We start from the raw sequence: 13,722 nt of genomic DNA on the forward strand, positions 1-13,722 counted from the left end.
ATTGAGGGCCTTGGTTGGCGCGGGAAGGATTATCTCTACTTTTGGAGTGTTATTCAAGGGATAATCAAAAAAGAAAGTGCGATTGCATACTTCATATACAATCGCGGTTAAAAACAGCCTTTAATGCCTATTAATTACGCTCTAACTCGGCTTTAATTTTACGCAGTGCTGCTTTTACTTTTTTCATGTTTTCTGGGCCCATACGTAATAGCTGTTTTTGTGCAGCCGGTAATTGCTCCCATTCAGAAAACGCATACTGATAAGTAACCGAGTCACGCAGTAGCGGTAACTCGCCTTCTGGCTCCGGTGTATCGAGTAATAACTCAATAGCATCTTCTAGGGTTTGATTAAATTCATCATCGCCGTAACCAATTTCACTGTACGCGCTGTTGATTAATGGCTTGTATTGCTCGTACATGCGCACAGCTTGGGCGGCGCTCATGCTCGTAAATACTTTTACATACGGGGTGTAGCGCTCGTAGCTATTAGGGTCAATAGTTAAAATATCTCCTTCGTTCACGCTAAATTCTTCTTCTGGCTTAACTACGGGCGTATGCTTTTTAGCAATTTTGCCTTTGGCAATGTTATCTATAAATACAACACCACGGCGAATTACATCGTCGGTGACCATTAGGCTCATTACAGAGTCGCTTAGGTATTCATCCATTTTAGCAACCACTACGGTGTCGCTTTCATCAAGGGTTGGTAATGGCTCAACTTCAGGCTCTGGCTCAGCAGGACGCTGCGCTGGAACTGCAAGTTCAGCTGGTTTTTCTGGCTTTACCGAAGGCGCTTCAACCACAGGATCGTTTTCAGGTTTAAGCTCCATTACCGGTTGCTCTTTAGGTGTTTGCTCTACCTCTGTACGAGTTTGCGGCTCATCAGTGGGCGACAGCAAAACGAACGCAGCGGCACACACTAAAATGATTAGAATAATAACGGCGAATAAAAAATTGTTTTTAGGCGGACGTTTTTGAACATCTGACGCTTCTGGTTTATCTGACATACAAACTCCATAAATTTAAATGCATATTATACCAATCCGCAATAATACTTAATCATTTTGCGGGGCTAAACGTGTCACTACCTGCGTTAAAAAATTCTCATTTAGAACAACTAAATAGCAAATTTTTTGCCTAGCTATCAACACGTTTTTCCAGCCTCAAAATAGATCACTTAATTAAGCGAATTGGTATTACTCAGAGTACCCTGAGTGGAAAAAATTCACTATTGGTAATCACTATTACTTTTAATATAGGCTTTAGTATATAAACCTACACTTACTAATTAGAACAACCAGCCATAGTAACTCAGTTATTCTTTGATTCTTCTAGCTTAAAGACTTAAAGTTGATAAATAAAGAAAAGACGTTAAGCAGTTCAAGCATCACTATGAAAATCCAGCAAGTTGACCCACATAAACCTAAAATAGCCCTATTACTTACAGGTGGTGGCGCTCGCGCTGCTTATCAAGTAGGCGTGCTTAAAGCGCTTGCCCATAGTATGCCCCGCACCGCACCATTGCCCTTTAGAATTATTAACGGCACTTCTGCAGGCGCGATCAATTCTGCAGCTTTAGCCTGCTATGCCTCGTGTGCGCATTTGGCGGTACGCAAGCTTGAGTCGGTATGGAAGAACTTTTCAACGTCTATGGTCTACAAAAGCGACTTTTTAAGTGTATTTGGCCATATCGCACGCAATATATTAACCAGTTTTCAGTCTGAGCACATAAACCATCCACCTGGCAGTTTGCTAAATAACCGCCCTTTACGTGGTTTATTAAACGAAATTTTAGACTTACACCGCATTGAACGGAATTTACACCGCAATTATTTAGAAGCGATTTCTATTACGGCTTCAAGCTATACAACCGGTGACTCCGTTGCGTTTTTTCAGTCAAACACTAATAAGCCCTGGCAACGCGCTAAGCGAGAAGGGCGCCCAATGCGCATTAATGTTGAGCATTTAATGGCATCAAGTGCTATTCCTATGGTGTTTCCAAGTGTGAATGTGTTTAACCATTATTTTGGCGATGGCTCTATTCACCAGCTTTCACCACTCAGCCCATCTATTCACTTGGGCGCCGAAAAAATATTTATTATTGGTGTAGACCAGCCAAAAGAGTCTCACCCTGCAGGGTATTCGCCCCACTACCCTGGGCTTTCTGCTGTGGCTGGCCATTTACTCGATAGTGTATTTAGCGACACCATGCAAGCCGACCTTGAGCGCCTTGAGCGTGTAAATCGTACTTTGGGCCTGCTTCCGGCGCGCGACAAACATCAAGAGCTAAAACAAATAGATACCTGCATTATTAACCCATCAAAAAACTTTAACGATATTGCCGCGCAATACTACAGCGATATGCCGTGGGCTATTAAGTTGCTGCTGCGCACAATTGGTGTAAAAAAACATTCGCAATCAAGTTTAACTAGCTATTTATTATTTGAAAAACGCTACACTCAGCACCTTATTCAAATTGGCTACGAAGATGGCATGAAAAAGCTCCCTGAAATACGCCAATTTTTAGAGCTAGACTAAAGCAGTTGCTTTATTCAAGCCCATCAAGAAGGTAATGCTCTACTCGCTCTACCCGCCTTGGTTTACCTTGCAGTACCAGTACATCGTTTGCGCACAATGTGGTGTTGGTTGAGGGGTCGTCTATTTCTTGCCCCTCTCGGCGCAAAGCTTTTACGGTCACGCGGCGTTTAGATAAGTTAAGCTCGTCTATTGTTTTATCCACCGCATAGGCTTGATCCGGCAACGCAACTACGTGTAAGTATTCCAAGCGCTCAGAGGAGGTTTCTTCGCTGTCTTTAAAATAGCCGGCGTAAAAACTTTGCATAAGCGGGTAGCGATTACGGCGCTCTTTACTCACACGGCGCACAATGCGTGTCATTGGGACGCCCGACATCGACAACACATGTGAAACCAACATTAAGCTTGCCTCTAGCGACTCAGGTACCACCTCAGTAACACCGAGCTCTTTTAAGTTGTTTAATTGGCTGTCATCGCGGGTTCTTATTAGTATTTTAACGTTGGGCGCCAGTTGCTTTATGGCATCTATAACCACGTGTGCGTGCTCAAGTTCTGTAAAGGTGATAATCACTAAGCGTGCTCGCTCTACCCCTGCGCACTTTAAAATATCTTTTTGTTTTACATAGCCAAATATTACCGGCTCACCTGCAGCTTTGCCCTCTTGTACCAAAATAGGGTTACTTTCTATGGCAACGTAATCTATGGCTTCGGGTTTTAAAAATCGCGCTATAGTTTGTCCTACGCGTGAAAAGCCGCAAATAACCACATGATCGTTATATAAAGTGCTACTTTTAGGCTCGCTTTCCCTCGCCATACTGGGGTGATCTAAAATGCCTAATTGCTTTAAAATAAGTGGGGTTTTATCAATTAAAAATGGGGTTAGCGCCATCGAAAGCACCCCTAAGGCAATTAAAAATGAGGCTTGCTCTGAATTTAATAACGCATGCTGACTTGCCAAAGCAATAAGCACAAAGCCAAATTCACCCATTTGCCACAGCATAATGCCGCACGCCAGCGAGTCTTGATTGCGCTCATGCATTAATCGGGCACTTAAAGCCAGCACGGTAATTTTTAATATTAATAAACCAAATAACGCACCGATAATTACTACCCCGTGCGAAAGCACAAATAAAATGTCGAGCTGCATTCCCACAGTGACAAAAAACAGCCCCATTAATATATCGCGAAAGGGTCTTATATCGGCCTCTAGCTGATGGCGGTAATGGCTCTCTCCTAGCATCATGCCGGCTAAAAATGCCCCAAGCGCCATAGATAAACCAAACATGTAAGTTAAAAAGCCGGCAAATAACGCCACCAAAATAGTAGTAAGTACAAACAGCTCATCGGTTCGTACCTGCGCTATTTCTTTAAATACTTTAGGCAACACCCATTTACCAATCGCCCACAGTAATAAGCACACAAACGCGCCTTTTGTTAGCGCAAATGCCAGCGCCCAACTAATACTTTGCGAGTCGCTTGAGGCAAACAATGGCAAAATAATAAGTAAGGGTACAACGGCAATATCTTGAAACAGCAATACGCCCACCGCCAGCTGGCCACGACGCTGATTTAGCTCGCCTGTTTCTTTTAATAGTTTTACTACCACAGCAGTTGAAGAAAGCGCCATAATTGTGCCAATGGTAAAACTGGTGAGTAAGGAAAAATCTAAGCAATATAAAATAATAATGAAGAGCAAGCTGGTCACACCAACTTGTAACGAGCCCAGACCAAACACAATATTGCGCATAGCCATTAGCCGCGATATAGAAAATTCGAGCCCTAAACTAAACAGTAAAAATACGATGCCCAGCTCAGCAATAAACTCTATTTCGTGAGATTGAGTAAGCCAGCCAATGCCATGGCTACCGGCTAAAACACCCGTTGCTAAATACGCTAAAATAGGCGGCAAGCCAAGGCGCTTAAAAAACCATACAAAAAGTACCGCCGCCACTAATAAGCCAAAAATTTGAGCGTTTATACTTTGCAAACTCGGCCTCCAGCGTCAATAAAACTAGGAAATGAGCCTTAAATATAGCAACCATATGTTTATCAAGCAATTTTAAAATATGGCATAAAAATAGCTTAGTTATTGCAAAGTAACACCCTGGGGGAAGATTTTAATGGAAAATGTCCATATTTTGACACAACGCGTGTCTGGCCGCGGCGATTTTTTGCCGTTTTCGGCAGAACAAACACACACAAACGAAACAGCGGCAACGCACGACTTAGTTACTGAACTGCAAACAAGCCTTGTAATAGAAGATGTATTGGCTATATATGCAAAATTTGCCAAACAACTACTTAACTTTTCAGGGCTGCAGTTTCAATCAACGCTCGGTACTGCACAAACCTCAGACAGTAACACCAATGCTAGCCCATACTCTTACGATTTAGCTATTGGTCGTGAGCATTTAGGGCAGCTAATTTACTTTAGCCAATACCCTATTAGTAAGGCAATTGAAGCTAAATTACGTGCCTTGCACAGCGCCCTTGTATACCCACTGCGTAACGCAATGATGTATAGCCGAGTGTTAAAGCTTGCTACAAAAGATGCGCTCACCGGATTAAATAACCGCAGTCAATTTAATGACATTTTATCGCAAAAGCTCGAAAACTGTCGCCGTTACCAACGCCCTTTTAGTTTAATGCTGCTTGATTTAGATAACTTTAAACAAGTAAATGACAATTATGGCCACAAAGTAGGTGACGATGTATTGAAAGAGTTTTCGCAGGTACTTTGCAGTAGCATACGTGGCACCGACTCTGTGTTTAGATTTGGTGGCGATGAGTTTTCTTTAATTATTGAAGACCCCGAATTCACTACAAATAAAGTGATTGCTGAGCGCATAATGCACTTAGTCAGAAACTCAAGCTTAATGGCTAAATACAAAGTAACCACCAGCATTGGTTTTACCCTAGCCAATAGCCAAGATTGCGAAACAGAGATATTCGCTCGTGCAGACAAAGGCTTATACAAAGCCAAAGCATCAGGACGTAACTGCGCTAAAGCCTATTAATATTTACGTAGCTGAATTAATAAAAAAGCCTAGCTTCCCCCGCTAGGCTTTTTTATTGCAAAAAACTTCATTCTAAAACGTTGCACTCATAGCTAAAGCCTTACAAATTAGGTTTATTTATATCAGCAGGTTTAACTAATTTATAAATAAGCAATGCTGCACAAAAGCCAAAAAAGAAGCCACTCACTAAATTTAATAATGCCGCAATACTTGCAAGCGGTGTTAATAATACTAATACCAGTGGAATACTCACCCCTAAAATAAAAAATAACCCGCCTTTGCCTAGCCAATAAGCAAGTAATAAAACGGCCGAAACGATGCCGCCGGTTACAGCATAACCAAGCGTAATAATATTTAGCTCTAGCAATACATTGGCTATAACGGCAACTAACGCTGTTATTACCATGCCTATAGGTGCTTTATTAACTAACGATAAGCCTACATGTGGCTGTTGACTCATTTATTTACACTCCCAAAAAATACCATTTTCGTCTTTATGCTTTTCACTTACAAAATATCCCACTACTTGTACAAGTTCATCGTTATAAAATATTAACGGCACACGCCCTCTTAGCCATGGGGCTACTTTTGCATCTTTAAACCAATGTTTAAGCGTATTGCTTCCGGGTTTATTTACTGGCCTTATACGCACACTATTGCAATTAAAGCGCACTGTTACTTGTTCATTAGGTAATGGGGCTCGCAGGCCTTTACCTTGTTGCTTTATTAATACGCGCCCATCATTAAGTAAAAGCTCATTATCTGTTAGCGCTTCATCAGCTAAGGGTGTGTGTGGTGTTACAAAATACAAAAAACCTTGATGGCGACGTATTTGCCCCTCACTTAAATCAACTTGCATTTGCGCATCAGCCTGCGCATTTATGGCTTGATTAATTATTTGCAAAAGCTGCTTTTGTGAGGGCATGACTTGGGTAAATAAGCTAAGCCAAGCACGCACTACATTAGTTATACGCACATCGCTGTATGTGGTTATTTGGCTAACACTCAATGCTTGTTGGGCGTTTATACTTTGTTTTAAGTCAAGCTCAATGTATTCATCAAGTAGCGCTTGTTGTTGCTGTAGTAACTCAATGCTACGCCCTGCACAGTGCTCAAACCCTCTAAAACGCTTTGCAAGTAAAGGCACTACACGTGCACGCAAAAAATTACGATCAAATCGCTCATCTGTATTTGAGTCATCTATAATATGCGTAATATTAAACTCTGTGGCAAAGTGCTCTATATCACTGCGCGTAATACTTAAAAGCGGCCTGTAGCATATTCGCCCGCTAGGTAATTCACGCAATTTTTGCATTGCGCCTAACCCTTTTAAACCAGAGCCGCGCTTTAAACGCAGTAAAAATGTTTCTATTTGATCGTTTAAATGCTGCCCTAGCAAAATAACACTGCCCACGGGGCTTAGCTCATCAAGTGCTTTGTAACGTGCCTCTCGAGCTTGCGCTTCAAGACTTGTTCGTGCTTGTGGGTTTATTGTTACCTGCGCGGCATTAAACGGAACATTTAGCTCAGTACATACGTTTTGGCAAAAGCGCTGCCAGTCATTAGCGTATTGGCTTAAACCATGATTAACATAAATCGCGTTTACGTTTAACGTTGGTATTTCTTGCTTTAGTAAATGCATTACATGAAGCAACACCACTGAATCCACGCCACCCGAAAGCGCCACCGTAAAGTTATACTGCTGGTGCTTAAAAAAGTGCACAAGGGCCTGTTTAACATGCTGATAAATGAGTGAAGCTTGCATGGATACGCTTTAAATTTAATGTTTGCAGTATTTTAAAACAAAAAAGCCGCATAAGCGGCCTTTTTTAATAATAAATGCAATGATTAGCTAATTAGCAGTAACCAAACGACATTAAACGTTTGTAGCGTTGCTCTAGCATCTCTTCAAGCGATAGCGCTTGTAAGTCTGCAAGGTCGCGCTTTAAACGTGTTTTTAAGTTACGTGCCATAGCATCGTAATTGCGGTGTGCACCGCCTAAAGGCTCTTCAACTAAATTGTTAATTAAATCAAGCTCTTTAACACGCTCTGCTGTAACACCCATCGCTTCTGCAGCTAGTGGTGCTTTGTCTGCGCTTTTCCATAAAATTGAGGCACAGCCTTCTGGCGAAATTACTGAGTACGTGCTGTATTGCAACATGTTTACTCTGTCGCCAACACCAATGGCTAATGCACCCCCTGAGCCGCCTTCGCCAATAACCGTACAAATTGTGGGTACTTTAAGTGCCGCCATTACTTTTAGGTTACGTGCAATTGCCTCAGACTGACCGCGCTCTTCAGCGCCAACGCCTGGGTATGCCCCTGGCGTGTCGATAAAGGTCATAATTGGCATTTTAAAACGCTCAGCCATTTCCATTAAACGTAAGGCCTTGCGGTAGCCTTCTGGTTTTGGCATACCAAAGTTACGTTTAATTTTTTCAGCTGTATCACGGCCTTTTTGCTGGCCAATAACCATAACTGGCTCGCCATCTAAACGCGCTACACCGCCTAAAATAGCCGGATCGTTTGCAAAAGTACGATCGCCTGCCAACTCGTCAAATTCCGTGAAAATGCGCTCGATATAATCTCGAGTGTAAGGACGCAACGGATGACGCGCTAACTGCGATACTTGCCAAGCGCCTAAATTTGAGAATATTTCCTCTTTTTGCTTAGCGCTTTTTTCTTTTAGTTTGCTGACTTCCTCTTCTAACTCAAGGTCTAATTCGCCAGCGCGGCTTATGCTTTGTAATTCTTCAATTTTTGCTTCTAATTCTGCAATCGGAAGCTCAAAATCAAGATAATTGAGGCTCATGCTCTAAACTACCTAATCAGTTAAATTCTAGTTCTACATCTTGTGCCGCCATAAGTGATAACTTGTGAATTAAGTCGTCGCTGGGCGTAACACACCATTCGATCCCTAGGGTTAATTGGGCCAACGCATCGGGGCGCTGGTAATAAACCTTGATCGGACACGTTCCCATTTTATAAGGTTCGAGTACTTTTTGTAATTTATCGAAGAAACCTGCCTCGATTTGCACCATGTTCAGCGTCATTTTAATCGCTTTGAGGCGTTTTTCACGCGCTTGAGCAATGGTGTTTATTTCTCTGGCGGTCATTGTAATGCCACCGGAGAAGTTATCAAAGCTGACCTGTCCAGATATTACCAAGATATTGTTTACTTGAAGCATTTCTTGGTACATTTCGAACTGTTCAGGAAACAAGCGTACATCAATACGGGCGCTCTTGTCATCTAAAGTTATTAAGCCCCAACGATTTCCTTTTTTATTAATTAAGGTCCGCGCTGAAATAACTAACCCCGCCGCTGTAGAGAGTACATCACGATTAGTTGGCTGTAAATCCACCAGCTTACCGCTGGTGTAATGTCTAAGCTCGCGCCGATACTGATTTATCGGATGCCCTGTTAAATAAAGGCCTAGGGTGTCTTTTTCGCCATCAAGCCACTGGTTATCGGTAAGCGGCGTGGCTTTTATAAAGGCTTGTTCAACTTCATCAGGCTCGGTAGCCAGTAAGCCAAATAAATCGCTTTGCCCAAGTTGCTCAGCTTTGTTGTGCTGATCGGCTGCGCGCATGGCATCTTTTAAACTTGCCAGTAATGTTGCGCGCCCTGCTTGAGTTTTCTCTGGCCCTAGTTGGTCAAGTGCACCGGCGTAAATTAATTTTTCGGTTACCCGTTTATTTAAGCGTTTTAAATCTACACGGGCACAAAAATCAAATAAGTCTTTAAACGGGCCGCCTTTTGCGCGCGCTTCTAAAATGGCCTCTACCGGCGCTTCACCTACACCTTTAATAGCACCAATACCGTAAACAATTTCACCTTTGAGGTTAACCGTAAACTTAAATTCTCCGGCGTTTACATCAGGCGGTAATAAGGTGAGCTTCATGTTTTCGCATTCATCCACCAAGATCACTATTTTGTCGGTGTTATCCATATCGGCCGACATTACCGCAGCCATAAATTCTGCCGGATGGTGCGTTTTCATCCACAGCGTTTGGTACGATACCAGTGCATACGCTGCCGAGTGAGATTTATTAAAACCATAACCGGCGAATTTTTCTACCAGGTCGAAAATTTTAATTGCCAGTTCGCCGTCTATACCATTATTGCGAGCGCCTTCTTCAAAGGTTGAACGCTGCTTAGCCATTTCTTCGGGTTTTTTCTTACCCATTGCACGACGTAGCATATCGGCGCCACCAAGCGTATAACCTGCAAGTACCTGGGCAATTTGCATTACTTGTTCTTGGTACAAAATAATGCCGTAAGTAGGCTCAAGTATGGGCTTTAAGCTTTCGTGTTGATATTGGGCATCGGGGTAAGAAATTTCTTCTCGGCCAAGCTTACGGTCAATGAAGTTATCTACCATGCCTGATTGCAGCGGGCCTGGGCGGAACAAGGCTACCAATGCAATCATATCTTCAAAGCAATCGGGCTTTAATCGGCGTACGAGGTCTTTCATGCCGCGCGATTCTAGCTGGAATACCGCGGTTGTTTCGGCGCGCAGCAATAGCTCTATACTTTTTTTATCATCCAGTGGAATGGTGTTTATATCAACGGGGTCTTTACCTTCGCGCTTCATTCGCTCGTTGGTCATATCTACCGCCCATTGCAAAATGGTCAGTGTACGTAAGCCCAAGAAATCGAACTTTACCAGCCCCGCTGTTTCTACGTCGTTTTTATCAAATTGGGTAACCGGAAACTTACCTTCGTCATCGCAATAAAGTGCAGCAAAGTCGGTAATGGTCGTCGGCGATATTACAACACCACCGGCGTGTTTACCGGCATTACGTGTACACCCTTCAAGGATGCGACACATGTCGATTAAATCTTTTACCTCTGAGTCGCCATCGTAGGCTTCTTGTAAACGCGGCTCTACTTCAAACGCTTTGGCAAGCGTCATCCCCGGATCGCCTGGGATCAATTTAGAAATGCGATCAACAAACCCATAAGGGTGGCCAAGTACACGGCCTACATCGCGTATTACCGCTTTTGCAGCCATGGTACCAAAGGTAATAATTTGTGATACCGCGTCCCGCCCATACAATGCCGACACATGGTCAATTACCTCATCACGCCTATCCATACAAAAGTCGACATCGAAATCGGGCATTGATACACGTTCAGGGTTTAAGAATCGCTCAAAGAGTAAGTCAAATTCCAGCGGATCTAGGTCGGTTATTTTAAGGGCATACGCCACTAATGAACCGGCACCCGAACCACGCCCTGGCCCCACTGGTATATTGTTATCTTTACTCCACTGAATAAACTCCATTACGATTAAGAAGTAGCCTGGGAAACCCATTTGGTTAATTACATCTAGCTCTACTTTTAAGCGAGCGTCGTATTCGCCCCGTTTTTCTTGTCGCTCTTGTTCATCAGGGAATAAAAACTGTAGGCGCTCTTCAAGGCCGTCTTGTGAAACTTTAACCAAAAAGTCTTCAATTTTTAACGAGCCTGTGGGGTAATCAGGCAAAAAGTACGTGCCTAATTGCACCGTTACGTTACAGCGTTTAGCTATTTCTACCGTGTTTTGCAGTGCTTCAGGAATGTCGCTAAATAGTTCCGCCATTTGCTCAGGCGTTTTTAAATATTGCTCTTGTGAAAAGCGCTTAGGGCGGCGTTTGTCATCAAGGGTGTAGCCATCAAAAATAGCCACGCGAATTTCGTGCGCTTCAAAGTTCTCAGGTTTTAAAAATACCACTTCGTTGGTGGCAACAACTGGCAGCTGCTCTTTGTGTGCCAGCTCTACCGCCATATGCAGGTAGTCTTCTTCAAGTGGACGGTCGGTACGGATAAGCTCTAAATAGTAATGATCGCTAAAATGCTGCTTATAAAAGCTCACTACAGATTCAATAACGCCTGGGTTATTTTTTAATAAGGCTTTACCTAAGTCACCATCTTTTGCGCCTGAGAGAATAATAAGCCCTTCTTTGTGCTTAATTAGCCATTCTCGGTCAACCACTGGGCGATGAAATATATGCCCGCGTTGATACGCTTCGGATATCAATAAGGTAATATTTTTATAACCGTCGTTGTCTTTAGCTAGCAACGTAATGCGACAAGGTTCGTCTGGAAATTCTGGGCTGCGCAGCCAAAAATCAGCGCCGACAATCGGCTTTATACCCGCACTGTGCGTGGCACCATAAAACCGTACCAAACCACAAAAGTTCATTTGATCTGTGATTGCCAGCGCTGGCATTTCGAGCTCCTGCGCTTTAGCAACAATAGGTTTGGTTTTAGCTAGGCCGTCGACCATCGAAAAGTCTGAATGAACGCGTAAATGTACAAAATCTGGAGCGGCCATTATTTATGCCTCACCTTTTGCTTGCATTAACACACGTTGTACCGGCTTAAAGCTTTTACGGTGCTCATTTATAGCACCGTATTGCTCAAGCGCTGCAAAATGCGCTTTAGTTGGGTACCCTTTATGCCCTGCAAACCCGTATTGCGGGTAACGTTTGTCAAGCTCAAGCATTTCCTCATCACGCGCTACTTTAGCTAAAATAGAGGCTGCTGAAATCTCGGCTACTAAGCTGTCGCCTTTCACAACAGCCTGAGCAGGCATTACTAATTTAGGCAAACGGTTACCATCTACAAATACAAACTCTGGTTGTGTGCTTAGCCCTTCAACTGCGCGCGTCATTGCAAGCATCGTTGCGTGTAAAATATTTAGCTCGTCAATTTCAGTTGGGCTGCAACGACCAATAGCGTAGCACAAGGCTTTTTGTTTTATTTCTATAGCCAGTGCTTGGCGTTTTTTGTCGGTAAGCTTTTTAGAGTCAGCTAAACCTGCAATCGGGTTGGCTGGGTCAAGTATTACCGCAGCGGTAACAACATCGCCGACAAGTGGGCCACGCCCTACTTCATCTACTCCGGCAATAAAGGTTACGTTAGGTCGTTCAATTTGCATTTATTAACTCCGCCACAGCTTTGGCTGCTTGTTTGCTGGCATCTAATCTAATTTGTTCGTGAATAGCTAAAAAACGTGCCTTTAGTTCTTTATTATCAGTATTTAGCATAGGTGTAAGTGCGCTTGTTAAATTAGCCACATTGCATTCACTTTGTAAAAACTCCGGCACGAGCTCTTCATCGGCTAATAAGTTTGGCAGCGAAAAATATTTAATGTTAAAGGTAAATAAAGTTTTAAAAATCCAATAGCTCATTGGCTTAATTTTATAACCCACAACCATAGGCTTTTTATATAACATGCCTTCAAGTGTGGCGGTGCCCGATGCAAGTAATATGGCATCTGCCGCTTGCATGGCTAGTTTTGACTGCCCATCAAGTAGGTTTACATTTAAGTTTGGCGCTGTGGCATTTAAAATATCACTAAATTGCGCTTTGCGTTTTTCATTTACCAATGGCACCACAATTTTAAGATTTGGGTTTTGCGCTTGTAACTGCGCTGCTGTTTTTATGTAGGTTTCGCTTAATAAGCCCACTTCAGAGCCGCGGCTACCTGGCAGTAATGCCAGTACTTTGTCATCAAGGCTTAGGCCTAGTTCTGCACGCGCTTGGCTATCGTCATGCTCAAGTGCTATATCGTCAGCTAAGGTGTGCCCAACAAATGTGCACGGTACTTGGTGCTTATCGTAAAATTCTTTTTCAAACGGTAGCAAAGCAAGCACTAAGTTAGTAGCAGCACTTATTGTATGAATTCGCTTTTCACGCCATGCCCACACTGATGGGCTTACGTATTGAATGGTTTTAATGCCTGCATCTTTTAAAGGCTTTTCTACGCGTAAATTAAAATCGGGCGCATCAATGCCGATAAATACATCGGGTGGGTTATCAACAAAATGTTGTACTAACTGTTTGCGTATTTTAAGTAAACGCGGCAATCGGCCTAATACTTCAACCAGCCCCATTACAGAGAGCTCGTCCATGTCGTAAAGGGTTTTACAGCCTTGCGCCTGCATTTTTGGCCCTGCAATGCCTTCAAAAATAGCATCAGGAAAGTGCATTTTTAGTGCTTTAATTAGGCCTTCGCCTAAAATATCGCCCGACAGCTCACCGGCCACAATACCAATACGTAGTTGTTTTTTCTCTTTATTCATTCGACTTTGTTTATCAGGCGTTCATAGCGGTTAGTTTACCGTGTTTTAGAGTTTGATTAAACGCTTTAAATAGATGGTTTTTGCAACCAAAATAGAC

10 protein-coding genes are annotated in these 13,722 nt (G+C 43.0%); 2 read left to right on the forward strand and 8 right to left on the reverse strand.

What is annotated here, in order from left to right; genetic code table 11:
* Nucleotides 1-130: 130 nt before the first annotated feature.
* A complete protein-coding gene (locus tag AN389_RS06110; protein WP_055016144.1) occupies nt 131-1,006 on the reverse strand; it encodes a DUF3014 domain-containing protein in 876 nt (291 codons plus the stop codon).
* Nucleotides 1,007-1,391: 385 nt separating this feature from the next.
* Here AN389_RS06110 and AN389_RS06115 point away from each other — a divergent pair, with 385 nt between their 5' ends.
* Nucleotides 1,392-2,537 carry a patatin-like phospholipase family protein gene (locus tag AN389_RS06115; RefSeq protein WP_055018247.1) on the forward strand — a complete coding sequence of 382 codons (1,146 nt, stop codon included), beginning with the start codon at nt 1,392-1,394 and terminating at the stop codon, nt 2,535-2,537.
* Nucleotides 2,538-2,547: 10 nt separating this feature from the next.
* Here the strand turns inward: AN389_RS06115 and AN389_RS06120 are convergent, their stop codons facing one another.
* Nucleotides 2,548-4,521: a monovalent cation:proton antiporter-2 (CPA2) family protein gene (locus AN389_RS06120; RefSeq protein WP_055016146.1), complete on the reverse strand. Its 1,974-nt coding sequence runs from the start codon at nt 4,519-4,521 to the stop codon at nt 2,548-2,550.
* Nucleotides 4,522-4,654: 133 nt separating this feature from the next.
* On the opposite strand from AN389_RS06120, the gene AN389_RS06125 reads away from it, so the two are divergent.
* Nucleotides 4,655-5,551 carry a GGDEF domain-containing protein gene (locus AN389_RS06125; RefSeq protein WP_055018248.1) on the forward strand — a complete coding sequence of 299 codons (897 nt, stop codon included), beginning with the start codon at nt 4,655-4,657 and terminating at the stop codon, nt 5,549-5,551.
* A gap of 100 nt (nt 5,552-5,651) precedes the next feature.
* Here AN389_RS06125 and AN389_RS06130 read toward each other — a convergent pair whose 3' ends face one another.
* The 6 genes from AN389_RS06130 to lpxB all read right to left on the reverse strand — a co-directional run bounded on the left by AN389_RS06130 (nt 5,652) and on the right by lpxB (nt 13,625).
* Nucleotides 5,652-6,011 carry a hypothetical protein gene (locus tag AN389_RS06130; protein ID WP_055016148.1) on the reverse strand — a complete coding sequence of 120 codons (360 nt, stop codon included), beginning with the start codon at nt 6,009-6,011 and terminating at the stop codon, nt 5,652-5,654.
* The gene (tilS, locus tag AN389_RS06135; protein ID WP_055019458.1) at nt 6,012-7,316 is read right to left on the reverse strand and encodes a tRNA lysidine(34) synthetase TilS; all 1,305 of its coding nucleotides are present in this window, start codon (nt 7,314-7,316) and stop codon (nt 6,012-6,014) included.
* A 91-nt stretch (nt 7,317-7,407) separates the two neighbouring features.
* Complete coding sequence (gene accA, locus AN389_RS06140; protein ID WP_055016150.1) at nt 7,408-8,364, reverse strand: acetyl-CoA carboxylase carboxyl transferase subunit alpha; 957 nt, start codon at nt 8,362-8,364, stop codon at nt 7,408-7,410.
* Nucleotides 8,365-8,380: 16 nt separating this feature from the next.
* Complete coding sequence (gene dnaE / locus AN389_RS06145) at nt 8,381-11,872, reverse strand: DNA polymerase III subunit alpha (RefSeq protein WP_055019459.1); 3,492 nt, start codon at nt 11,870-11,872, stop codon at nt 8,381-8,383.
* Between the two features lie 3 nt (nt 11,873-11,875).
* Entirely contained in the window at nt 11,876-12,478 is a 603-nt protein-coding gene (gene rnhB, locus AN389_RS06150) for a ribonuclease HII (RefSeq protein ID WP_055019460.1), read from the reverse strand.
* Nucleotides 12,468-13,625: a lipid-A-disaccharide synthase gene (gene lpxB / locus AN389_RS06155; protein WP_055019461.1), complete on the reverse strand. Its 1,158-nt coding sequence runs from the start codon at nt 13,623-13,625 to the stop codon at nt 12,468-12,470. The genes rnhB and lpxB overlap by 11 nt, the downstream gene beginning before the upstream one ends.
* Between the last annotated feature and the right edge of the window lie 97 nt (nt 13,626-13,722).

The sequence above is a fragment of the Pseudoalteromonas sp. P1-7a genome (genome assembly GCF_001401855.1).
Lineage (GTDB): Bacteria > Pseudomonadota > Gammaproteobacteria > Enterobacterales > Alteromonadaceae > Pseudoalteromonas.